The sequence below is a fragment of the Janthinobacterium salmonicoloratum genome (assembly GCF_051380845.1).
Taxonomy (GTDB): domain Bacteria; phylum Pseudomonadota; class Gammaproteobacteria; order Burkholderiales; family Burkholderiaceae_D; genus Janthinobacterium; species Janthinobacterium lividum_F.
This window is the reverse complement of the sequence record NZ_JBNYXV010000005.1, coordinates 11,911-33,310: the sequence shown is the minus strand read 5'-3', so window position 1 is coordinate 33,310 and position 21,400 is coordinate 11,911. Positions and strand designations below refer to the sequence as shown.

23 protein-coding genes are annotated in these 21,400 nt (G+C 62.1%); 7 read left to right on the top strand and 16 right to left on the bottom strand.

Annotation, left to right across the window (positions count from 1 at the left end; genetic code table 11):
* Positions 1-17: 17 nt before the first annotated feature.
* The 12 genes from ACQ4WY_RS21580 to fliE form a co-directional block, all read right to left on the bottom strand.
* Complete coding sequence (locus ACQ4WY_RS21580; RefSeq protein WP_353657630.1) at positions 18-761, bottom strand: FliA/WhiG family RNA polymerase sigma factor; 744 nt, start codon at positions 759-761, stop codon at positions 18-20.
* Between the two features lie 33 nt (positions 762-794).
* Positions 795-1,262, bottom strand: coding sequence for a flagellar basal body-associated FliL family protein (locus ACQ4WY_RS21575; RefSeq protein WP_251349230.1), 468 nt, complete (start codon positions 1,260-1,262; stop codon positions 795-797).
* 5 nt (positions 1,263-1,267) lie between these two features.
* The gene (locus ACQ4WY_RS21570; protein WP_436505836.1) at positions 1,268-2,419 is read right to left on the bottom strand and encodes a flagellar hook-length control protein FliK; all 1,152 of its coding nucleotides are present in this window, start codon (positions 2,417-2,419) and stop codon (positions 1,268-1,270) included.
* On the bottom strand, positions 2,416-2,694 hold the full coding sequence (locus ACQ4WY_RS21565; RefSeq protein ID WP_436505835.1) for a hypothetical protein: 279 nt from the start codon (positions 2,692-2,694) through the stop codon (positions 2,416-2,418). The genes ACQ4WY_RS21570 and ACQ4WY_RS21565 overlap by 4 nt, the downstream gene beginning before the upstream one ends.
* Positions 2,695-2,725: 31 nt before the next feature.
* Entirely contained in the window at positions 2,726-3,115 is a 390-nt protein-coding gene (gene fliS, locus ACQ4WY_RS21560) for a flagellar export chaperone FliS (protein ID WP_034757830.1), read from the bottom strand.
* Between the two features lie 50 nt (positions 3,116-3,165).
* Positions 3,166-4,575: a flagellar filament capping protein FliD gene (gene fliD / locus ACQ4WY_RS21555; protein WP_436505834.1), complete on the bottom strand. Its 1,410-nt coding sequence runs from the start codon at positions 4,573-4,575 to the stop codon at positions 3,166-3,168.
* Between the two features lie 89 nt (positions 4,576-4,664).
* Entirely contained in the window at positions 4,665-5,102 is a 438-nt protein-coding gene (fliJ, locus tag ACQ4WY_RS21550) for a flagellar export protein FliJ (protein WP_096235040.1), read from the bottom strand.
* 8 nt (positions 5,103-5,110) lie between these two features.
* Entirely contained in the window at positions 5,111-6,421 is a 1,311-nt protein-coding gene (fliI, locus tag ACQ4WY_RS21545) for a flagellar protein export ATPase FliI (RefSeq protein WP_436505832.1), read from the bottom strand.
* A complete protein-coding gene (gene fliH, locus ACQ4WY_RS21540) occupies positions 6,418-7,107 on the bottom strand; it encodes a flagellar assembly protein FliH (RefSeq protein ID WP_034787861.1) in 690 nt (229 codons plus the stop codon). Before fliH ends, fliI begins: the two co-directional genes overlap by 4 nt.
* A complete protein-coding gene (locus ACQ4WY_RS21535; protein WP_436505831.1) occupies positions 7,104-8,144 on the bottom strand; it encodes a flagellar motor switch protein FliG in 1,041 nt (346 codons plus the stop codon). Before ACQ4WY_RS21535 ends, fliH begins: the two co-directional genes overlap by 4 nt.
* Positions 8,122-9,852, bottom strand: a complete 1,731-nt coding sequence (gene fliF / locus ACQ4WY_RS21530) for a flagellar basal-body MS-ring/collar protein FliF (protein WP_353657625.1) — start codon at positions 9,850-9,852, stop codon at positions 8,122-8,124. Before fliF ends, ACQ4WY_RS21535 begins: the two co-directional genes overlap by 23 nt.
* A gap of 60 nt (positions 9,853-9,912) precedes the next feature.
* Entirely contained in the window at positions 9,913-10,251 is a 339-nt protein-coding gene (gene fliE / locus ACQ4WY_RS21525; protein WP_353657624.1) for a flagellar hook-basal body complex protein FliE, read from the bottom strand.
* A gap of 550 nt (positions 10,252-10,801) precedes the next feature.
* Between fliE and ACQ4WY_RS21520 the strand changes: the two genes are divergently transcribed.
* Genes ACQ4WY_RS21520 through ACQ4WY_RS21490 form a run of 7 tightly spaced genes read left to right on the top strand, consistent with a single transcriptional unit; the run spans position 10,802 to position 17,115 of the window.
* Positions 10,802-11,680, top strand: a complete 879-nt coding sequence (locus tag ACQ4WY_RS21520; protein ID WP_353657623.1) for a FliM/FliN family flagellar motor switch protein — start codon at positions 10,802-10,804, stop codon at positions 11,678-11,680.
* 1 nt (position 11,681) lies between these two features.
* Positions 11,682-12,047 carry a FliM/FliN family flagellar motor switch protein gene (locus ACQ4WY_RS21515; RefSeq protein WP_152252601.1) on the top strand — a complete coding sequence of 122 codons (366 nt, stop codon included), beginning with the start codon at positions 11,682-11,684 and terminating at the stop codon, positions 12,045-12,047.
* On the top strand, positions 12,044-12,814 hold the full coding sequence (gene fliP / locus ACQ4WY_RS21510; RefSeq protein WP_436505830.1) for a flagellar type III secretion system pore protein FliP: 771 nt from the start codon (positions 12,044-12,046) through the stop codon (positions 12,812-12,814). The genes ACQ4WY_RS21515 and fliP overlap by 4 nt, the downstream gene beginning before the upstream one ends.
* A 3-nt stretch (positions 12,815-12,817) precedes the next feature.
* Positions 12,818-13,090: a flagellar biosynthetic protein FliQ gene (locus ACQ4WY_RS21505; protein ID WP_034757874.1), complete on the top strand. Its 273-nt coding sequence runs from the start codon at positions 12,818-12,820 to the stop codon at positions 13,088-13,090.
* 11 nt (positions 13,091-13,101) lie between these two features.
* Positions 13,102-13,902: a flagellar biosynthetic protein FliR gene (locus ACQ4WY_RS21500; RefSeq protein ID WP_436505828.1), complete on the top strand. Its 801-nt coding sequence runs from the start codon at positions 13,102-13,104 to the stop codon at positions 13,900-13,902.
* The gene (locus ACQ4WY_RS21495; RefSeq protein WP_436505827.1) at positions 13,892-15,031 is read left to right on the top strand and encodes an EscU/YscU/HrcU family type III secretion system export apparatus switch protein; all 1,140 of its coding nucleotides are present in this window, start codon (positions 13,892-13,894) and stop codon (positions 15,029-15,031) included. The genes ACQ4WY_RS21500 and ACQ4WY_RS21495 overlap by 11 nt, the downstream gene beginning before the upstream one ends.
* Positions 15,028-17,115, top strand: coding sequence for a flagellar biosynthesis protein FlhA (locus ACQ4WY_RS21490; protein WP_436505826.1), 2,088 nt, complete (start codon positions 15,028-15,030; stop codon positions 17,113-17,115). The genes ACQ4WY_RS21495 and ACQ4WY_RS21490 overlap by 4 nt, the downstream gene beginning before the upstream one ends.
* Before the next feature lie 53 nt (positions 17,116-17,168).
* On the opposite strand, the gene ACQ4WY_RS21485 is transcribed toward ACQ4WY_RS21490, so the two are convergent.
* From ACQ4WY_RS21485 to ACQ4WY_RS21470, 4 genes are all read right to left on the bottom strand, one after another.
* On the bottom strand, positions 17,169-18,263 hold the full coding sequence (locus ACQ4WY_RS21485; RefSeq protein ID WP_436505825.1) for a hypothetical protein: 1,095 nt from the start codon (positions 18,261-18,263) through the stop codon (positions 17,169-17,171).
* Between the two features lie 57 nt (positions 18,264-18,320).
* Positions 18,321-19,196 (bottom strand): flagellin N-terminal helical domain-containing protein, encoded by an 876-nt coding sequence (locus ACQ4WY_RS21480; protein ID WP_436505824.1) that lies wholly within the window; start codon positions 19,194-19,196, stop codon positions 18,321-18,323.
* A 181-nt stretch (positions 19,197-19,377) separates the two neighbouring features.
* Entirely contained in the window at positions 19,378-20,253 is an 876-nt protein-coding gene (locus ACQ4WY_RS21475; protein WP_070303092.1) for a flagellin N-terminal helical domain-containing protein, read from the bottom strand.
* Positions 20,254-20,495: 242 nt separating this feature from the next.
* Positions 20,496-21,371, bottom strand: a complete 876-nt coding sequence (locus ACQ4WY_RS21470) for a flagellin N-terminal helical domain-containing protein (protein ID WP_070303093.1) — start codon at positions 21,369-21,371, stop codon at positions 20,496-20,498.
* Positions 21,372-21,400 lie beyond the last annotated feature (29 nt).

Below are 21,400 nucleotides of genomic sequence, written 5' to 3'. Positions count from 1 at the left end.
GAAACTATTGCTGAAACCTATGCGTCTTGCAGCATGGTTTTCATCTTGCCCAGCGCCGTCTTGTTCAATTGGCAGACGCGGGCGTCGCTCAGGTCCAGCACGGCGGCAATTTCTTTGTAGCTCAGTTCGAATTCGTAATACATCTGCACCACGCGCTGTTCGCGTTCGTCCAGCGTGCGCAGCGCCTGTTCCAGGCTGCGCCGCACCATCAATTGCTCTTCCGGGCTCGGTGCGCTGTCGGCTTGCCCCAGGCTTTCCTGCAGCACTTCGTCAAAACTGGCGATCAGCTCGGCGTTTTCCGCCAGCTGGTATTCCTGAAAAGCTTCCGGCGTCAGTTTCAGGGCCGCCATGATTTCCGCCTCCAGCGGTTCGCGCCCCAGGCGCCGGGTCAGGGCGCGCACGCTGTCGCGCAGGCGGTGGCTTTCCTGGCGCACGGCGCGCGGACGCCAGTCCTGGCGCCGCAATTCATCGAGGATGGCGCCACGGATGCGCAGGCTGGCATAGCTGCCGAACGACTGGTCCGGCACGCCGTAGCGGCGCAAGGCTTCGAGCAAGCCCATCAGGCCAATCTGCTCCATGTCGTCGCGGTCGATGGCGCCCGACACCTGCGAATTGAGCTGGCGCACGATGCGTTTCACCAGAGGGGAGTACGCCACCAGATGTTGTTGCTCCTCAGCAACGCTGAGCACGGCCGCGCAAGCGCTGGCGGCGGCATATTCGCCGGCGCCATACGCTTCCTGGTATTGCTCTACATAGGCCAAGGGATCTCCCACTAGGTCGGCTGGCGTGTTGGCTTATTCAATGATCAGCTTGCCGACCATGACTTCGGTGAAAGGTTTTTCCATCTGTTCGCGTTCATAGCTGACATTGAAGGCCTTGTTGATCTGTTCGGCAAATTGCTCCACCGTCATCGTCTGCGCCTTGTCCATCGGAAAGCTCGACAGGGTGCTGACGGCGATCGAGCGCATCAGCGGCAAGTGGTCCTTGGTCAGCTTTTCCTTTTCCTCGGTGGTGGCGATCACCAGGTCGGCCGACAGGTAATGCGTTTCACCTTCGCCGGGGCCGCGGCGCAGCATCACGATGACCTTGTCCAGCGTGAGGAACTTGCGTGCCTTCTTGCCTGTGGCGGGAGGCGGCGTTTTTGCTTCGGCCACCTCGGCATGGCCGGCAACCGGCTTGGCCAGGTACCACATGGCGCCGCCAGCCGCGCCGGCGGCCAGTACGGCCACGGCGACAAAGCCGCCTATCAGTTTCATTTTCATATTCATCAGGCAGTCTCTCGCTCATGCATGGCGTAAGTGGTAGCGGCAGTGCTGCCGTCGGACAGGGCGCGGCCCGGTTCCGCGTCGTCGTTCTGGCGGCCCGGTTGTCGCTGGCCGCGCGCATCGCCTTCGGCAAACGCCTGGGCGGCAGGGCTGCGCGGGGTGGCGCTGATATTCACGGCCACCTCGGTGTACTGGCGCTGCGCCAGGTCGCTGCGCATGTTTTCGCCGATGCCTTGCAACTGGCGCAGCACTTCCGAGTTCGATGCCGTGACATTCACTTGCAGCGCACCGGCCGTGTGGCGGATGGAAATTTCAATGCGGCCCAGCATGGGCGGGTCGAGGCGGATCGTCGCGTGTTCGCTGTTGCGGCCGATCTGCGTCTGCAGGCGTTCGCCCAGCGCTTCGCGCAGCGGTTCCTGCCATTGCTGGGCAGGGCCGTTGAGCTTGATGGTGTCGCCGGCCGGGGCCGCCGCAGCGGTATTGCTGACCGCGCCCGTCAAACCCAGGTTGGGCGTGGCTGGCGCCGGCGTCGCGGCGCCACGTTCGCCTTCGCGCGCGGCAGGGGCGGCGACGGCTGTCACCGGAGCGTTTTGCTGCAGCAGCGCTTCGAACGGCTGTGCCGGCGCGCTGCCTTTGGCAGACGTCGCCGGGTTGGCGGCGGCCAGCGGTTCGCGCGTATCGCGCCCTGGCGCTGGCGCCATTGCCAGCGCGGACGCGGTGAGGGTGACGGCCGCTGGATGCAGGCTGATGTTGAGTGCCGGGTTGGCTTGCGCCACATTCGCCTGCACCGGTGTCTGTGTTTGCGCCTGGGCTGCGGCGCGCGCCTCGGCTGCGGCCGCGTCCGTTGGCGGCAGCATCGTCACGGGCAAGCCGATGACGGGGTTGGCCATGGCAGGCAGGCTGCTGTCGGTCTGGCTGTCGCTGTCGCCGTCCTTGGCGGGCACGGCCGCAGGCGTGCCGGCGTCGGCCGTTTCCCCGGCAGTCACATCGAGCACCTGCGCAAACAGGGGCAGGGCGGAGGGCGCGGCAGCATAGCTGCCATAGCCTGGCGTGCCGGGCAAAGTGGCCGTCTGAGCCGACGCTGGCGTCGGTGCAGATGCTGCGGGGGCAGCCGGTGCCGGAGCGGCCGGCGCCGTGTTGAAGTTCATGATCATGCTTGATACCCTTCAGAGTCGTATTCGCCGAGCGCGGCGTAGGCGACCCAACCTTCCTTATTTGCCTGTAATGCACCTAGGTGTAGACCCAGGCGTTCTTTTTCCTCAGAGCAAATTTTAACCGCTTGCGCGTGAATTTTGCGCAATTGCAACAATTCTGCGTGTTCCAGCGCATTCCATGCGCCCCGTTCGGCCAGCAACGGAATGTTTTTCGCCAGGCTGGCCGAGAGTTTTTCCATCGCCTCCCAGTCCGGCTGCGCGATCGCCGTGCTCAATTGCCGGCTCAGCTGCTGCAGCGCAGCGCGCCTAGGCATTGTTGGCCTGGACGCCCACCCAGCCGCGCTTGATGGTTGTCATCAAGGTCGTCACTTCGTCGATCAGGGTAGGGTCGAGCTTGATGCCGGCCGTGTACAGGCGCGCCACGCAATAGTCATACAGGCGCGCCAGGTTGACCACCACTTCGCCGCCATTGTCGAAATCGAGCGAGCTCGACAGACCGTTGATGATCTGCGTGCATTTATCCAGGCTGATGGCCTTTTGCTCGTAGCGCTTGCCCACGATATGCCCGCGCGCGCGCGCCAGTTCTTCCAGCAGGCCGTCCGTCAGCACCAGTACCAGCTCGACCGGTGTGGCGCGGGCGGTCTGGGAGTCCAGGTTGACGGCGTGGTAACTGCCGTAAGCTTCATTGTTCAACATTATTATCTTCTCGCTATGTTAACTGTGGCGGCGCGGCAGGCACATCCGCCTTAGGATTTATCGTTACTAAACATGGCATCGAACATGTCGGAATTGCGCGTCATTTGCTCTTGCAATACCTGCAGGCGGGAATACTGATCCAGGAAACGGCTGTAAGCAGTGTTGTACTGGTTGGTCAGGCGCTCGCTGCTCTTGGCCAGGCTTTTCTGCAACTTGTCCGTCGCTGCCATGCGTTGGGTGATCTGGCCTTTGGTGACATTACTCCACTGGCCCAGCACCTTGTCCAGGCCACCGAGCACGCCGGCAGGGGCCGACAGGCTGTTATTGCCGAACAGTTTGTCCAGGCCACCAGGATTGTCCGCCAGCTTGGCCGTCAGTTTGGCGGTATTCAGGCTGATCGTGCCGTCGCGCTGGGCGGTAATGCCATACGCCACCAGCGATACGCCATCGACGTTCAGGCGCAAGGCATCGCCCATGCTGCTGCGCAGGGCGTTCAGGCCGGAGTCATGGGCAAAGATGCCGGCAGCGATATTCTTCTCCGGATTGCCGGGACTAGCCAGGCCGTCCATCACGCTTTTCAGCTTGTTGTAGGCATCGACGAAGGCTTGCACATTGGCAATGGTACCGGCACTGTCGGTGCCGACGGTTACGGTAATCGGGTTCTCGCCAGCCGTCATGGCCTTGGTGAACGTCATTTTCACGTCGGGCACGTTGGTGAAGGTATTCGAGGCCTGGGTAATTTTGGTGCCGGAGCCCTGGGCGCCCAGCCAGACGATGGCGTCCTTGGGCGGGACGATGTTCTTGATGTTGTTCGTATCCGTCAGCGCGGTTTTCAGCGTGGCATTGGCCACACCGCTCGCGTCGAGCGTGGCGGCGTTCTCCAGACCCGTCAGATTCGACGTCAGCACCAGTTGTGCCTGGTTACCGATATTGATGACGGAAGCGGTGACGCGTGCATTATTCTTGCTGTTGCCATTGATGGCTGCAGCCATTTCCTGCGGCGTCAGCTTGCCGTCGCCATCCTTGTCGGCAGCGGCCAGGTCGATATCGAGCGTATTGTCGCCCACGCCGTCACCGATCTTCACTTTCAGGGAACCCGTGCCGTCGGCGACATCCACCGTGCTCACGCCGCCATACGAGGTCTGGCTGGCAGTGGCCAGTTGCTCGACAAAAAAGGCATAGCTGCCAGGGGTCGCCTTGATGCCGGCCGTGGCCGTGCCATACGCAGTATTGCTGAAGGTCGCAGACTGGTTCAGCACGGATTTGCTGGACGTCATGGTCGTCATCGCCAGCTGGAATGTCGAGATGGCCGATTTCAGGTTGCTCAGCGCGCTAGTGGTGTTGTTGGCAAGCGTGGTCTGCGCCGCCAGGGCTGCTTTTTGCGCCGCCACCGATTTGGTAGCCAGTTGTTCTGCTGTGACGAGTGGATCGTATCGTGGTGCGGTAATTGCGTTTGCCATGCCAGACTCCTGAATAAAGGGATATACCGGTACAAGGCGACCCCCATTCCCGTTTTGTGAAGTTTTCCTGAAAGAAACTTACACAAACCTCATTTTACCTGCCCGCGGAACCAGAATTGCGTCGCCAGCTCGTCTTGCCGCTTGGCATCGACGCGTTGTTGCTCATTTGCAACATGCTTTTGCTTTTGCGTCAGCACCTGGTCCAGTACCTCGCGCTTGGCCCAGGCTGTATTCAGGGCGCGCTGCGAAACGGCCATGTTGGCTTCATGCAGATGCAGGTCGGTACGGTGCTGGTCGGCCATCTGCATCACGGCTTGCTTGAAGTTGCCGCAGTTGACGGACAGGGCCAGGGGCAGGGCGCCGCTGGGGCCGCTATCCGTGTACAGGCCCGTCAGGCGCTCCAGGTTCTTCTGGTAGCGTTCGCGCACGGCCGTCTGCGCCGCCATGTCACTCTGCAGGCGTTCCACTTCGGTACTGCGCAGGCCGACCAGGGTGGTCAGGTTGCGGATGGTATGCGCGTCGCTCACGTATGCTCCTAGGCCATGATCTGTTCAAGTTGTTCGATGCACGGTCCCATCGGAGCCTCTTCCTTGGTGCCCTGGCACAGGAAGGCTTCGATGGGCGCGTGCAGTTGGACGGCGCGGTCGGTGATCGGGTCGGCGCCGGGCACGTAGGCGCCCAACGGGATCAGGTCGCGCACGCGCGCATGGCGCGCCATCGACGCTTTCAGTGCGCGCGCCGCCTGCATGTGGGTCGGCGTGATCACCTGCGCCATGCAGCGGCTGATCGAGGCGGCGATATCGATGGCGGGGTAGTGGCCCCGTTCGGCCAGTTCGCGCGTGAGCACGATATGGCCGTCGAGAATCGCGCGCGCCGTGTCGACCACGGGGTCCTGCTGGTCGTCGCCTTCGGCCAGCACCGTGTAGATGGCGCTCATGCTGCCTTCCGGGTGCGCGCCATTGCCGGCGCTTTCCACCAGTTGCGGCAGGTTCGAAAAGACGGAGGGCGGGTAGCCGCGCGTGGCCGGCGGCTCGCCCAGGGCCAGCGCCACTTCGCGCAAGGCCATGGCATAGCGCGTCAGCGAATCGACCAGCAGCAGCACGTGCTTGCCCTGGTCGCGGTAATGGGCGGCGATCGAGTGGCACAGTTCGGTGGCCATGATGCGCATCAAGGGCGATTCATCGGCGGGCGCGATCACCAGCACGGCCTTTTTCAAGCCTTCGGCGCCCAGCGACTTTTCCACGAATTCGCGCACTTCGCGGCCCCGTTCGCCGATCAAGCCGACGACGACGACATCGGCCACCGTCTGGCGCGTGATCAGGCCCAGCAGCACGCTCTTGCCCACGCCGGAGCCGGCCATGAGGCCCACGCGCTGGCCCTTGCCCAGGGTCAGCATGCTGTTAATCGCCCGCACGCCCACGTCCAGCGGTTCGACCACCGGTTGTTTCTTCAGGGGATTGATTTTTGGCGGCGTGACTTCCAGGATGTGTTCGCCACCGAGGCGGCCCAGGTCATCGATCGGCTCACCGAGGCCATTCACCATGCGACCCAGCCACGAGGGGCCGATCTGCAGGCTGGCCTTGTCGGGCAAGGGGAGAACTCTGGCGCCCGTAGTCAGTCCCGTGGCCTTCTTGAACGGCATCAGGTAGGACAGTTTTTCGCGGAAGCCGACGACTTGCGCATCGAGCCAGTCGCCGCTCACAGTTTCAATTTGACAACGCTGCCCCGTGTGCAGGCGGCAACCGGCGCTTTCCAGCAGCAGGCCGGAGGCGCCGACCAGGCGGCCGGTCGGTGTCGCGACCGGAATATCGCCGATCTCGAAGCTGCGCAGCGTGTCGGCGATCATGCAGGCGCGCCCTGATCCGCGTGTTCGGCGGCCAGCGCCAGATGGCTGCTGACCTGTTCCATGCAGGCCGACAGGCGCTGATGGCAGCCCGCGTCGACTTCATTGTCGCCCGCCTTGATACGGCATTCGCCCGCGTCGAGGCGCGCGTCGGCGATCAGGTTCCAGCGCTTGGCGCGCTTCGGATCGAGTTCGCTGATGCGTTTCAATTCTTCCGGATTGAGGAAGACGTCGATTTCCTCGCGCGTGGGCGGCATCGAGGCCAGGGTCTCGTCGACCAGGGCCAGCAATTGCACCGGTTGCAGCGCCAGTTCGGCGCGGATCACCTGGCGCGCCACCTTGGCCACCAGGTCGACCACTTCCTTGCGCTGCGCTTCGCGGTAATCGGCGCGCACTTTTTTCAGGTCGCGCAAGATGGCGTCAACGGGGCGCGCCAGGCGGTCCAGCGCCACCAGAGTTTCATTGCGGCCTTCTTCGCGGCCCTGCGCCATGCCATCGTTGCGCCCGGTGTCGTAGCCGTCCTGCTGACCTTGCACCAGGCCCACTTCGTAGCCGTCGCGCTGGCCTTGCTCGAAGCCTTCCGAGACGGACGCCTGCCACTGGCCATCCGTGTCCTCGTTGGAGGCACGCTGGCCGGCAGCGATGAATTGCGACAGGGGCGGGAAACGATACGAGCGGAAGTGTTTCATTCGATCACCGCTTCGGCAAACAATTGCACTTCGATCTCGCCTGCATCGGCGAGGCCCTTGACGGTGGCCATGATTTCCTGGCGCGTCTGTTCGATGCGCGACAGCGGCACGGGGCCGGAGCGGCGCATCATGTCTTCGAAGCTCTGCGCCTGGCGGCGCGGCATGGTTTTCAGCACGGCGTCGCGGATAGCCGGTTCCGCGCCCTTGAGGGCGATGGCCCACTGTTCCATCGGCACGTCTTCCAGGATGCGCGTAAGCGTGACATCGCTCTGCGTGGCCAGGATCAGGAAGTCGTACATGCTCAGTTCGATTTCCGAGACCACGTCCGGGTCGTGTGCGCGCAGCAGTTCGACCAGTGCGGCGCGGTTGCCCGGCATGCGGTTGAGAATCTCGGCGGCCTGGCGGATGCCTTCCACGCTGGTGCTTTGCGTGTCGAGCGTGCCCAGGCAGCGGCCCACCAGTTCGTCGAGCTCGACCAGCAGGTCGCGGTCGATCTCGTCCAGGCGCGCCAGGTTCAGCAAGACCAGGTCGCGCCCTTCGACGGGCAGGGCGTCGAGGATCTGGCCGGCCAGCGCGGGCGGCAAAAAGGCCAGGAACACGGCTTGCATCTGCACGTGTTCGTTGACGATGTATTCGGCCAGCCATTTTGGCGAAGCCCATTGCAGGCGCGCCATTTTGGGGCGGATCGCATCGCCGTAAATATTGTTCAGCACGCTATTCGCGATATCGCTGCCCAGCGCCATGTCCAGCGAGCGCTTCAGGTAGCTGCGCGAGGCGCCATGCACGCCGCTTTGCTGGCGGTAGTCGTCGAAGAAGGTCTGCATGGCCGTTTTTACGGATTCGACCTTGATGCCGCTCATGCGCGACATCACTTGCGTGACTTCCAGCAATTCTTCGCGCGACAGGCAGCGCAGCACATTGGCGGCCTGTTCTTCGCCGATGCTCAGTAGCACGATAGCCGCCTGTTCCACGGGATTCAGGCTGGCGCTTTCGTATTCGGCGCCGTCGGAGGGATTATTGTTGTTGAGTTCGGCCATTTTTCTGCATCCATTGTTTGACGACTTCGGCGACACGCTCGGGTTCTTTTTCAGCCAGCACTTTCAGGTGGTCGACCATCACGTCGACCGCCGAGCCTGGTGGCGGCAAGTCATAGTTTTCCAGCAGCGGCACCACCGGCATGTTGCCAGCGGCGGCCTCGCCCTCGAGCGCCAGCGGGCTGCCGTTCACGCCCAGGGCTGGAGCGCCGGCAACGGCTGCGCCATTCGCGCCGGCGGCGCTGCTGCCGCCCAGTGCCAGGGCCGGATCGAGCTGTTTCAGTGCCGGCGGCGCCAGGCGCGTGGTCAGCAGGCGCAGCAGCGGACGCAGGATCAGGAAGTAGCCGAGCACGGCGCCCAGGGCGTACAGCAGCCAGCTGCTGAAATCGACGACGGTGTCGCGCTCTTCCCACCACTGCGCCACGGGCGGCTTGGCCGGGAAGGCCAGCGCCGTCAGGCTCAGGCTGTCGCCGCGCTGGGCGTTGATGCCCAGGCCGCTGTTGAGCATTTTTTCAATATTGCCCAGTTCGGCAGGGGTCCAGCCGGTTTTCGGATTCGGTGCGGCGGCGCTGTTGAGGACCACGGCGACGCTGAGTTTTTCAAGGCGGCCACGGCTGCGCTTGATCTGCGTGATGCTTCGGTCGTACGCGTACTGGCGCGTGGTGGCGTTCTTGCGGGCCGTGCCGTCGTCGGACGGCTTCGGTGCGCCATCGGCAGGCGCGGCGCCTGCGGCATCGGCTGGTGCCGGCACGGCGGCCGCAGGCGGACGGTTCGACAGGCTGCCCGGGATGCCGGCCACGGTGCGGTTGCGTTCCTGCTCTTCGCGCATCGCTTCGCTCGTCACTTTTGGGGCTTCGCCGTATTTTTCCAGCGTTTCGTCCACGCGGTCGTTGTTCACGGCGGCCGTCACGCTGAGCTTGAAGTTGTCTTCGCCGATGACGGGACCCAGCAAGCCCGTGACGTTGCGGCGGATTTCATCCTGGAAGCGTTTCGCGCCTTCATTGCTGGCGGCCGAGGCGTCGAAACCGTCCGTCAGGTCGACGTGCGAGGACAGCAGGTTGCCGCCCTGGTCGACCAGGCTCACGCGCGTGGGCGCCAGGCTGGCGACGCTGCCGGCCACCATGTTGATGACGGCGGCAATCTGTTCCGGCGCCAGGGTGCGGCCCGGTTTCAGTGCCACGACGATCGAGGCGGACGATTTGTCGCCGTCGCTGGCGACGAACGACGTCGACTTGGCAATCGACAGATGGACGCGCGCCGAAGCGATCGCGTCCATCGTCATGATGCTTTGCGCCAATTCGCCTTCCAGGCCGCGGCGGAAGCGCACGTCCTGCACGAATTGGGATACGCCCAGCGGGTCATTCTTGTCCATCAGCTCCAGGCCGGCCGGCAGTTGCGCCGTCACGCCTTTCGAGGCGAGCAGCATGCGCACCTTGCCCAGCATGGCGTCGGGCACCAGCACCTGGCCGCTGTCCGGATGCAGGCGGTAGGGAATGTGCTCGGCGTCCAGGGTTGCCATCATGTCCGTCACGGCCACTTTTTCGCGCGCGCCAAACACCGGCTTGTAGTTGGCCTGGTCGCGCCAGGCATACATGGTCACCATGGCGGTGATGCCGATGGCCAGCACGACGATGGGAACCAGGTTTTTCAGCAGGGCGGGCGGAATGGCGGGCTGGGCGCCAAGGCGCCAGCGCGCAAATGCGGACTTCATGGGGGTAATCACTTGGGGTAACTTTCGCTGGGAGGCTGGGCGTGGATCAGGACGTGAAGATTACAGAGGGAGTTTGATGAGTTCGTCGACGGCGCCCATGACCTTGTTGCGTACTTGCATCAACATGGAGAAGGACAGGCTCGCTTCTTGGCTGGCCAGCATGGCGCCGACCATGTCGTCGCTCTTGCCGCTGTCGACGTCGCTCATTTTCTGCGCCGCCAGGCGGTCATCGCCGTTGACCTTGCCGACGGCGTCTTTCATGCTTTGCGCAAAGGAAAAGCCGGATTGTTCCGGCGCGCCGAACTGGGCGGCGGGCGCGATGCTGGCGCCCAGGGCGCGCGCGTCATTACTCAGTGCTGCCAGATCGGCCTTGATCAGACCTGCGAGTTCGTTGCTCATCTTGCCCTCTACTTTCAATATGCGGTGACGTATCAATCAGAATTACTGGTGTTGCCATTCCGGCAGGCATTACATCCAATGCCATCTTGCCCGGCCCGATGTACAGGACCCATCAGTTTTATCAGTTGCCACACCATCCGCTCAAGCAGACTTAAACAAACCCAGCAAACCCATGCCGACATGATTTACATGGCCATGACAACTAATATTTATCTGATAATAGTTTCTACTGATGGCAATAAGAGGAACTGGAAACTGCCATAAAACCGGAATCAGGTAAGCGGAATGGCGCACTGCAAATCATTATTTTGTCGCCGTAAGCTTACCTGCAGGCAACTATAAAGTAAAGAGAGGATTGCCTCAAGGAATATTGATACATGGCAATATTTGACTTTTTCATGTATTGTTCAGCACCGTAGTCATCTAGCATGCGATACGATGCGCAATCGTTTGCTTGCGGACCGGTACACCAGGTCGAGATGATGCTGTATTTAATTTCGGGCGATCCGTATAATTTGTTCTGCCACCGCAATACCGACATGACCACTACATGACAATCATTACCAAGACAGATCAAACTGCGCGCCATCAAGTCCTCGATTCCTGTCTGCTTGGACGTCCTGTCCATTTGCTGCATGTATTCGGCGCCCAGCTACGCGACGACCTGGCCGTGGCCCTGCGCCAGCCGATGAGCCGTCGCTACTGGGGCAATTTCCAGATCGATGCCGTGACCTTGTCGCGCGTGGAAAACGAGGACAGCGTGAACCGCTGGCTGAGTTTTTCCACGCCAGCCAGCCAGACGGGCTTTGCCCTCGAACGGCAGATACTCTTGAGCGTGCTGAACTATCGCTACGGTAGTGCTGGCGCCAAGGGGGCGCTGCCCGATCCTGCGCAGGTGCGCGTGACTGCCACGGAAGAGCGCCTCGCTGTGGTGCTTGGACAACAGTTGGTGAACAGTTTGTTCGCCCGCGTCCACAAGAACCTGCAAACCTTGGGCAAAAGCAGCGACATAGACACCAGTGCCGAGGTCGCCGTGCAGTCGGGCGTGCATCCGGCACGCGGCAGCTGGATCGTCACCGTAGCGCTCAGCGACGTCGAAGCGGGGCAGAGCGGTCAGTTCTGGTTCTCGCTGGACAAGCGCCTGATGGCCGACGTGCTGCGCGGCCTGCTGCCCGAGCGCGCGCAAGCGAAGAAAGCCTTGCGTGGCAGCGTGCGTCCGCTCGCTTCGCGCCTGCAAGTGACCCTGGAAGGCCGCCTCGTCAGCAAACAGGTGCAACTGGGCGCCTTGTTCGACCTGCGCGTGGGCGACGTGATTCCCGTCAGCCTCAGCCGTACCGACGTCATGCTCGACGACTCCCGTCTATTTACAGCTGCTGTTTCCGAACACAAGGGCAAGCTCTGTTTAACCTCCTTTGAAGATGTCGAATAATATGAATATGACCGATACCAACCAGAGCGAAACCCTGCTGGAAGACCTGGGCGATGACATGATCATCGACCAGGGCGACGTGTCCGAGGTGGCCAGCGGCCGCGCGCGGCGCGACATTCCGCAGATGATGCGCAAGATTCCCGTCACCCTGACCCTGGAAGTGGGCTCGGCCCGCATTTCGCTGGAAGAATTGATGGCCATCGGCCCTGAAAGCGTGATCGAACTCGACATGCTGGCCGGCGAACCGCTGGTGATCAAGGTCAACGGCACGCCGATCGGCCGTGCCGAAGTGGTGGTGGCCGGCGAGAACTATGGCCTGAAAGTCATCGACCTCGACGGCCTCAATCTCGACCTGATGACAGCATGAAGCTGGCGGTACCCGGTTTGAGCCGGCGCCGCGGCGCGCTGGCTGCTGCGCTGGCCGTTCCCGTTCTGATACTGTGCTGCAACGCCGCTGGCGCGCAGGACCTGTTGTCCGGCGTGGTGCCGGGCGCGAAGACCGACCTGTCGGTCAAGATGCAGATCCTGGTCGTCATGACCCTGCTCGGGCTGCTGCCCGTGATGGTCATGATGATGACCAGCTTTACCCGCTTCGTCATCGTGCTGTCCCTCCTGCGCCAGGCCCTGGGCCTGCAGCAGGGCTTGCCCAACCGCATCGTCACCGGCATCGCCCTGATTCTCACCTTGCTGGTCATGCGCCCCATCGGCGACCAGGTGTGGAAAGAGGCGTTCGTGCCTTACGACCGTGACCAGATCGGCATGCAGGAAGCCCTGAAGATTGCCGAAGTGCCGATTTCGCGCTTCATGCTGGCGCAGACGAGCAAGGCCGCGCTGGCGCAGATCGCGCACCTGGCAGGCGAACCGTCGACCATGCGCCCGCAAGACCATAGTTTCACGGTCAAGCTGGCGGCGTTTGTCTTGTCCGAACTCAAGACGGCGTTCCAGATCGGCTGCATGCTGTTCATTCCCTTCCTCATCATCGATCTGGTGGTGGCGTCCGTGCTGATGGCCATGGGCATGATGATGCTCTCGCCGCTCGTCATTTCGCTGCCGTTCAAGCTGCTGCTGTTCGTGCTGGTCGATGGCTGGACCCTGACCGTCAACACCTTAGTTACCAGCATACAGGGCTATTGACCGATGTTTACCCCTGAAGTCGCCGTCGACCTGATCATCGAAGCCTTGCATGTCGTCATGCTGCTGGTGGTGATCCTGGTCGTGCCAGGTTTGCTCATGGGCTTGCTGGTCGCGCTGGTACAGGCGGCCACCTCGATCAATGAACAGACCATGAGTTTCCTGCCGCGCCTGCTGGTCACCCTGCTGGCCCTGATCCTGGCCGGACGCTGGATGGCCGGTTATCTGATGGATTATTGCGTGTCCATTTTTCAGCGCGCCGCCACCCTGGTCGGATAGCGCCGCGCGCCATGGATCAGATTTTCAATCAGGTGCTGCCGTTTCTGCTGGCCGTTTGGTGGCCGTTCTGCCGCATCCTGGCCATGCTCAGCGCCTCGCCCGTGATCGGCGACGCCATGGTGCCCGTCCCCGTGCGGGTGCTGCTGTCGCTGGTGCTGGCGATCCTGATGCTGCCCGTGATGCAGGCTTCGGGTATCTCGCAGGACTTGTTGAAAATCGATCCGTTTTCCCTGCACGCCCTCGTCGCCACCCTGGAGCAGGCCATCATCGGCTTCGTTCTGGGCCTGGCCTTCCACTTCGCCATGTCCGTCATGTCGGTGCTCGGTTACCTGGTGTCGAGCCAGGTGGGCTTTTCCATGGCTGTCATGAACGACCCGCTCAATGGCACTTCGTCGGACGTGATCACGGGCTTGCTCACCATCATGTGCATGATCGTGTTTTTCGCCATCGACGGTCACCTGGTGCTGACGGGCGTGATCGGCGCCAGTTTCACGGCCTGGCCCGTGGGGCAGGGCTACGGGCCGCTGCTGCTGCAGACGGTGGCCTATAACGTGGCGTGGATTTTCGCCGCCGCCATGCTGCTGGCCTTGCCCATCATCTTTTCCACCATGGTGGTGCAACTGGGTTTTGGCTTCCTGAACCGGGTGGCGCCGTCGCTGAACCTGTTTTCGCTGGGTTTTTCCATGATCACCATGTTCGGCCTGCTGATGCTGATGCAGATCGTGCGCTTTATCCCGGAGCACTATATCGCCATGACGAACCGCGTGCTCGACATGATCCAGGAACAAATGCGGGTGGCCCATGGCGGATAGCAGCACTGGCGACAAGACAGAAAAGGCCTCAGCGCAGAAGCTGAAGAAATCGCGCCAGGAAGGGCAGGTGGTGCGTTCGCGCGACCTGTCGACGGCCTTGGGCATCCTGATCAGCATGAAGGTCTTCATCTACCTGCTGCCGGGCTACCTGCAAAGCTTTCGCGAGCTGTTCGCCATGGCTTTCATGCCGCTCGACAGCAAGGGCGCGCTGGAGAATGCCATGTCGATGGCGTTTACGACGTCGGTGGGTTTGCTGATCAAGATGATCGTGCCGCTGTTCTGCGTGCCCCTGTTCGTCGTGCTCGGCTCCTTGATCCCTGGCGGCTGGGTAATCAGCTCGAAGAACTGGATGCCGAAGATGGAGCGCCTGAGCCCGGCCAAGAACCTGGGCCGTCTGTTCGCGCCCAAGCATGCTTTTGAATTCGGCTTGTCCATTGCCAAGGCTGCCGTGCTGGGCATGGTGCTGGTGCATGTGAGCCGCTCCAGCCTGACGCAGTACGTGGACTTGCAACACCGGCCCCTGCAGCAGGCCATGCTCGATGGCTCGGCGCTGATGCTCGACGGCTTGATGGCGCTCATATCCGTCTTCGTCCTGTTTGCCATCATCGACGTGCCGGCGCAGGCGTTTTTCTTTGCCCGCAACCAGCGCATGAGCAAGCAGGATGTCAAGGAAGAACATAAAAGTAGCGAAGGCCGCCCCGAAGTGCGCCAGCGCATCCGCCAGTTGCAGCAGCAGATCGGCCGGCGCAGCGTGCGCAAGACCGTGCCCGACGCCGACGTGGTGATCGTCAATCCCGAGCATTACGCCGTCGCGCTCAAGTATGACCAGGACCGTGCCGAGGCGCCGTTTGTCGTTGCCAAGGGCGTCGACGAAATGGCGCTGTATATCCGGCAAGTGGCGAAGGAACACAATATCGAAACGCTGGAGTTGCCGCCGCTGGCGCGCGCCATCTACAACACCAGCCAGGTGCAGCAGCAGATTCCCGTGCAGCTGTACCAGGCCGTGTCGCAGGTGCTGAACTACATCCTGCAATTGAAAGCATTCCGGTCCGGGCAGCGTGCCGCCCAGCCCGTATTACCCACCGAGATGGCCGTGCCATCTCATTTGAGCGAGGTCGTACCGCCATGAATTTCCTGAACCGCGTGGTTGCTGAAATGCGCCGCCACAAGTTCGCCACGCCGCTGTTCCTGCTGGTGATCCTGGCAATGATCATCCTGCCGCTGCCGCCGGTGCTGCTCGATATCTTGTTCACTTTCAATATCGTGCTGGCACTGATCGTCATCCTGGTCAGCGTGTCGGCAAAGCGGCCGCTCGATTTCTCCGTCTTCCCGACGGTGATCCTGGCCACCACCATGCTCCGGCTGACCCTCAACGTGGCGTCCACGCGCGTGGTGCTGCTGCACGGCCATACGGGTGCGGATGCGGCCGGTAAAGTGATCGAGGCGTTTGGTAACGTCGTGATCGGTGGTAACTTCGTCGTCGGTATCGTGGTCTTCGTGATCTTGATGATCATCAACTTCGCCGTCGTCACCAAGGGCGCCGAGCGTATTTCCGAAGTGTCCGCGCGCTTTACCCTCGATGCCTTGCCTGGCAAGCAGATGGCGATCGATGCCGACCTGAACGCCGGCCTGATCAACCAGGAAAAAGCCCAGATCCGCCGCAAGGACGTGGCCGCCGAAGCCGATTTCTATGGCGCCATGGACGGCGCCTCGAAGTTCGTGCGCGGCGATGCCGTCGCCAGTATTTTGATTTTGATTATCAATATGGTTGGCGGGGTGGCCATCGGCTCGCTGATGCACGACCTGTCGTTTGGCGATGCCTTCCGCCAATATGCGTTGCTGACCATCGGTGATGGCCTGGTAGCGCAGATTCCTGCGCTGCTGCTGTCGGCCGCGGCCGCCATCCTGGTCACCCGCATCAGCGATTCGGGCGACTTCGAACAGCAAGTGGCAGGCCAGGTGCTGACCTCGCCAACGGTGATCTACAGCGCGGCGGGCATGATGGTGGCGCTGGCCTTGATTCCGGGCATGCCGTGGTTCATGTTCATGACCTTTGCGGCCGTGCTGGCTTTTGTTGCCTGGCGCCTGACCAAGCGCGTGAAGGGGCCCGACGCGGCCGGCATGGCGGCCATCGAGGCGGCCTTGCGCGACGAGCGCCCGGCCGAACTGGAGTGGCAGCAACTGCCTGCCGTGCAGCCGCTGATGGTGATGCTCGGCTACAAGCTGGTTGGCATGGTGGATAAAACCCAGGGCGAACCGCTGAACAAGCGCGTCAAGGGCGTGCGCCAGAGCCTGTCCGAGGCGATGGGCTTGCTGCTGCCGAATATCGGCGTGCGCGACGACTTGGCCCTGAAGCCGTCGCAATACGCCATCGTGCTGTCGGGCACGGTGGTGGCGCAGGCGGAAGTGCAGGCCGACCGGCTGATGGCGATCCCGTCGCCGAACGTGTATGGCCAGCTGGACGGCATTCCCGGCATCGAACCTGCCTACGGCATGCCCGTCACGTGGATCGAACCGAGTGAAAAGGCGCATGCGCTGGGCCTCGGTTACCAGGTCATCGAGGCGCCCAGCGTGATTGCCACGCACTTGTCGAAAATGGTGCGCGAATACTTGCCGGAACTGTTCCGCCACGAAGACGTCTCGAACTTGATGGAGCGCCTAACGGCCCTGTCGCCCAAGCTGGCCGGCGCGCTGGACAAGGCGCTGACGCACACGCAGCTGCTGCGCGTGTTCCGCGTCTTGCTGGCGGAAAACGTGTCGCTGAAGGATATCGTGCCCATCGCCACCACCTTGCTCGACAGCTCGGAAACGACCAAGGATCCGATCCTGCTGGCGGCCGAAGTACGCTGTGCGCTGCGGCGCCAGATCGTCAGCGGCCTGTTTGGCCAGAAGATGGAAATGCAGGCGTTTAACCTGGGTGGCGAGCTGGAAAACATGTTGCTTGGTTCCTTGAACCAGGCGCGCCAGTCGGGCAAGGTGACCTTGGACAATTACCCGATCGACCCGCATCTGCTGTCGCAGCTGCAAGTAAACATGCCGGTGGCGCGCGAGCAGATGAAGCAGCAGGCGACGCCGCCGCTGCTGCTGGTGCTGCCACAGATCCGTCCGTTGCTGGCCCGCTATGCGCGCCTGTTTGCGCCAGGCCTGCACGTGCTGTCGTACAATGAAATCCCGGAAAACCGCGAAGTCAGCATTATCGGCACGGTAGGGTAAACGGTGAAATGAAAAGAAAAACGGCGCTTCGGGCGCCGTTTTTTTATGCTGCATCAATCCTGTTCGTCGATGGGCGGCAGCAGCTCGTGCTCCTGGCCGTCGGCCAGCAGCAGCACGCTGCTGCCTTGCGCCGCTTCTTCTTCATCGCCATAGTCGTAACCGAGCGGTGCCGCCACTTCCTTCGAGGCGATGATGGTTTCCTCTTCGGCTTCGGCCGGGGGGGGCGCGGGCACATCGGGATTGGCCGCCACTTCCGCTTCCGGCTGCGTCAGCAGCAGCGCCACTTCGGCCATGCCGCGGAACAGGGCCAGCGACAGCGAGGCGGCGCCCGCCTGCATCGGGTAATTGCCATGCACGCGCTGCGCATGCAACTGGCGGTTCAGGCGGCAGCGCACCACGCGCAGGCCGGCGCGCCGCACGGCGTCGGCGATCTCGGGCAGGACCAGGCGCAAATGGCGCAGCGCGGCTTCCTCGTCGGCAGCCAGTTCCAGCAGCACGCCGTCGCCGGCCGGCTCCATCTGGATCACGACCCGGCCGATTCCGATGATGATCAGTTCGACGCGCAGCGCCACTTTGCCGCGCCGCCTGGGCGCTGCATCTTCCTCCTCGTCGCTGGCCAGCACGCGCAGCAGCAGGCGCTGGCCACCCCAGCCATACACGGCAAAGCGCCACGCTTCGCTGTCGACGCTCAAGGGCGGACGGGCGCCTTCGCGCAGCAGGGCCGGTTGCTGCTCGGCCATGAACAGATTGCCCGGCACGTGCTGGCCGCGCGCCTGTTCCTGCAGGGCCGCATATTGCTCGCCATACGTCTTGACCATCACGCGCCACGAGGCGGCCAGCTGCGCCGCGTCGGGCGGCTGCCAGACCAGCTGGCGCGTGAAGAACAGTTGATTGACTTGCATCGCGCTGCTGTCGCGCGGCATGGCGCCGCCCGTGCCATCGGCATTGGGCTTGATGAGGGACGCCAGGCTGTCCTGGCGCTGCAGCTGGGCGGGCAGGGTGCCGGCGTCGGGCGCGGGCGCCATGTAGGGACCGATGGGCACCAGCGGCTGGACCACGCCCGGCACCATCGGCGTCGCGGGGCTGACGTCGAAGCGCTGGGTAATCAGGGGCACCGGGTTGCCCGATGAAATGCGGTCTATCGCCATGCCATTGCTTCCTGCTGGTGCATATTAATCAGATGCGCCATCGCGCCCTGCCAGTAACTATTGTAGTAAAGAAAGGATCAGCTTGCTCATGCTCTGGCTTTGCTTGAGCATGGCCGTACTGGCTTGCAGCAGCATTTGCGCCGAGGTCATGTTCGCGCTTTCCGCCGCATAGTCGACATCCATGATGCGGCCGATGGCGGCCTTGGTGTTGGTGACCATGTTGGACAGGTTATTGTAGATATGGCCGAGCCGGTTCGCGGTGGCGCCCAGCGCCGAGCGCACGCTGCCGACTTTATCGACGGCCGCCGCCAGCAGGTCGATCATGCCGTTGGCGCTGCTGTTGCTGGTAAATTCGCTGCCGGGTGTGGCGCCTGGCGCGAAATTGACGGAGATCGCCTGCAGTGCCGCATCCAGGCCCGCCATGTCACCCGCCACGTTGAACTGCATGGTCTCGCTGCCGGTGGCGCCGATCTGGAACGTCATGGCTTGCGACAAGGTGCCCTTGCCGGCGCTGCCGTTGCCCAGCAACAAAGTGCCGCCATAGCGGGTGTTCGTCATGACGTTGTACAGCTCGGCACCCAGCGCATCGTATTCGCCTTGCATGGCGTCGCGGTCCTTCTGGTTCGACGAGGCGTCCGCTGCCTGGGTGGCCAGATCCTTCATGCGCACCAGCATGCTGGTAACTTCGCCAAACGCGCCTTCGGCCGTTTGCAGCAGGGAAGTACTGTTTTGCGTGTTGCGCATGGCCACTGCCATGCCGCTGGTCTGGGCGCTCAGCCTGGTGGCGATCTGCAAGCCGGCAGCATCGTCCATGGCCGAGTTGATGCGAAAGCCCGTGCTCAGGCGCGTCATCGACGTCGACAGCATTTGCTGTGCCCAGCCCATGGCCCGCTGGGCTGACAGTGCGGCAGTATTGGTATGAATGCTCAGCACGCGGCGGCTCCAGTGGACGATTGTTCGGTGTTCTACCTTGTATAGGCGACTATGCTGGCAACATCGTTAAACATGATGGCAATTTAGTTCAATATGCCGGAATTGCCTGCTATTGCAGGCGAAAAAAAAGCCAGACCGGAGTCTGGCTTCGAGAGACTGGCCGCAAGCGGCCAAGTCAATATTATTGCAGCAGGGACATGACCATCGAGGACATGCTGTTGCTTTGTTTCAGCATCGCGGTGCCAGCTTGCAGCAGCATTTGCGACGACGTCATGTTCGAGCTTTCGGTAGCGAAGTCGGTGTCCATGATGCGGCCGGTAGCAGCTTTGGTGTTGGTGGCGATGTTCGACAAGTTGGTGTTGACGTGGTCCAGACGGTTAGCCGTCGCGCCCAGTGCCGAACGCACGGTGCTGACGCTGTCGATGGCGGTAGCCAGCAGGCCGATGGTGGCGTTGGCGGTAGCGGTCAGTTCCGTTGCGCCCGTCGACGCTGCCGACGAGAAGTTTTTGCTCAGGCCGGTCAGGGCTGCGTTCAGCGCCGTCAGGTTGCCCGACACGTCGAAGCTCATTTTTTCCGTCGAGCTGGCGCCGATCTGGAACGTCATCGACGTCGACAGCGTGCCGGAGGCAGCAGCCGCGCCGTCGCCCAGCAGCTTGGTGCCGCCGAACGTGGTGTTGGTCATGACGTTGTACAGCTCTTGACCCAATGCATTGTATTCAGCTTGCATGGCGGTCTTGTCGGCGCCGGTCGACGAGGCATCGGAAGCTTGGGTAGCCAAGTCTTTCATGCGTACCAGCATGTTGGTCACTTCAGCGAACGCGCCTTCAGCCGTTTGCAGCAGCGAGGTGCTGTTTTGCGTGTTGTTCATCGCAACGGTCATGCCGCTGGTTTGTGCTTTCAGGCGGGTTGCGATTTGCAGGCCGGCAGCGTCGTCCATGGCCGAGTTGATGCGGAAGCCGGTGCTCAGGCGCGTCATCGAGGTCGACAGTTTGGATTGGGTATTCGAGATCGAATTTTGTGCCGACAGGGAGGCAGCGTTGGTGTGAAGGCTCAGCATGGTGTCATTCCTAATTGGGTGGTTACGGTGAGGAGCGACGATTTATCTGCTCCTATCAGTACAAGACGACCGTGTTGCCACCTTAATTAAATGCTTTAAGGAAATTTTTGAAAATAAATGCTGTTTATTGCTCAGCCGGCCCGTCCAGCCGGTATTGCGGCATGCTTGCGCAAGGCATAGACGAAAAAAAGCCAGACCGGAGTCTGGCTTCGAGAGACTGGCCGCAAGCGGCCAAGTCAATATTATTGCAGCAGGGACATGACCATCGAGGACATGCTGTTGCTTTGTTTCAGCATCGCGGTGCCAGCTTGCAGCAACATTTGCGACGACGTCATGTTCGAGCTTTCGGTAGCGAAGTCGGTGTCCATGATGCGGCCGGTAGCAGCTTTGGTGTTGGTGGCGATGTTCGACAAGTTGGTGTTGACGTGGTCCAGACGGTTAGCCGTCGCGCCCAGTGCCGAACGCACGGTGCTGACGCTGTCGATGGCGGTAGCCAGCAGGCCGATGGTGGCGTTGGCGGAAGCGGTCAGTTCCGTGGCGCCGGTCGATGCGCCGCTCGAGAAGTTCGCGCTCAGGCCGCTCAGGGCGGTGTTCAGCGTGGACAGGTTGCCCGATACGTCGAAAGTCATTTTTTCGGTCGAGCTTGCACCGATCTGGAACGTCATCGACGTCGACAGCGTGCCGTCAGCAGCAGCGCTACCTTTGCCCAGCAGCTTGGTGCCGCCGAACGTGGTGTTGGTCATGACGTTGTACAGCTCTTGACCCAATGCATTGTATTCAGCTTGCATGGCGGTCTTGTCGGCGGCGGTCGACGAGGCATCGGAAGCTTGGGTAGCCAAGTCTTTCATGCGGACCAGCATGTTGGTGACTTCGGCGAACGCGCCTTCAGCCGTTTGCAGCAGCGAGGTGCTGTTTTGCGTGTTGTTCATTGCAACGGTCATGCCGCTGGTTTGTGCTTTCAGGCGGGTTGCGATTTGCAGGCCGGCAGCGTCGTCCATGGCCGAGTTGATGCGGAAGCCGGTGCTCAGGCGCGTCATCGAGGTCGACAGCTTGGATTGGGTATTCGAGATCGAATTTTGTGCCGACAGGGAAGCAGCGTTGGTGTGAAGACTCAGCATGGTGTCATTCCTAATTGGGTGGTTATGGT

Excerpts from the sequence above, each read along its gene's own strand:
- ACQ4WY_RS21485 (WP_436505825.1), bottom strand. The coding sequence starts at position 18,263 with ATGGCGATAGACCGCATTTCATCGGGCAACCCGGTGCCCCTGATTACC.
- ACQ4WY_RS21470 (WP_070303093.1), bottom strand. The coding sequence starts at position 21,371 with ATGCTGAGTCTTCACACCAACGCTGCTTCCCTGTCGGCACAAAATTCG.
- fliS (WP_034757830.1), bottom strand. The coding sequence starts at position 3,115 with ATGTTGAACAATGAAGCTTACGGCAGTTACCACGCCGTCAACCTGGAC.
- fliF (WP_353657625.1), bottom strand. The coding sequence starts at position 9,852 with ATGAAGTCCGCATTTGCGCGCTGGCGCCTTGGCGCCCAGCCCGCCATT.
- ACQ4WY_RS21515 (WP_152252601.1), top strand. The coding sequence starts at position 11,682 with ATGAATATGACCGATACCAACCAGAGCGAAACCCTGCTGGAAGACCTG.
- fliE (WP_353657624.1), bottom strand. The coding sequence starts at position 10,251 with ATGAGCAACGAACTCGCAGGTCTGATCAAGGCCGATCTGGCAGCACTG.
- ACQ4WY_RS21575 (WP_251349230.1), bottom strand. The coding sequence starts at position 1,262 with ATGAAAATGAAACTGATAGGCGGCTTTGTCGCCGTGGCCGTACTGGCC.
- fliP (WP_436505830.1), top strand. The coding sequence starts at position 12,044 with ATGAAGCTGGCGGTACCCGGTTTGAGCCGGCGCCGCGGCGCGCTGGCT.
- fliI (WP_436505832.1), bottom strand. The coding sequence starts at position 6,421 with ATGATCGCCGACACGCTGCGCAGCTTCGAGATCGGCGATATTCCGGTC.
- ACQ4WY_RS21495 (WP_436505827.1), top strand. The coding sequence starts at position 13,892 with ATGGCGGATAGCAGCACTGGCGACAAGACAGAAAAGGCCTCAGCGCAG.
- fliD (WP_436505834.1), bottom strand. The coding sequence starts at position 4,575 with ATGGCAAACGCAATTACCGCACCACGATACGATCCACTCGTCACAGCA.
- ACQ4WY_RS21475 (WP_070303092.1), bottom strand. The coding sequence starts at position 20,253 with ATGCTGAGCCTTCACACCAACGCTGCCTCCCTGTCGGCACAAAATTCG.
- ACQ4WY_RS21500 (WP_436505828.1), top strand. The coding sequence starts at position 13,102 with ATGGATCAGATTTTCAATCAGGTGCTGCCGTTTCTGCTGGCCGTTTGG.
- fliH (WP_034787861.1), bottom strand. The coding sequence starts at position 7,107 with ATGAAACACTTCCGCTCGTATCGTTTCCCGCCCCTGTCGCAATTCATC.
- ACQ4WY_RS21520 (WP_353657623.1), top strand. The coding sequence starts at position 10,802 with ATGACAATCATTACCAAGACAGATCAAACTGCGCGCCATCAAGTCCTC.
- ACQ4WY_RS21570 (WP_436505836.1), bottom strand. The coding sequence starts at position 2,419 with ATGATCATGAACTTCAACACGGCGCCGGCCGCTCCGGCACCGGCTGCC.
- ACQ4WY_RS21505 (WP_034757874.1), top strand. The coding sequence starts at position 12,818 with ATGTTTACCCCTGAAGTCGCCGTCGACCTGATCATCGAAGCCTTGCAT.
- ACQ4WY_RS21490 (WP_436505826.1), top strand. The coding sequence starts at position 15,028 with ATGAATTTCCTGAACCGCGTGGTTGCTGAAATGCGCCGCCACAAGTTC.
- ACQ4WY_RS21535 (WP_436505831.1), bottom strand. The coding sequence starts at position 8,144 with ATGGCCGAACTCAACAACAATAATCCCTCCGACGGCGCCGAATACGAA.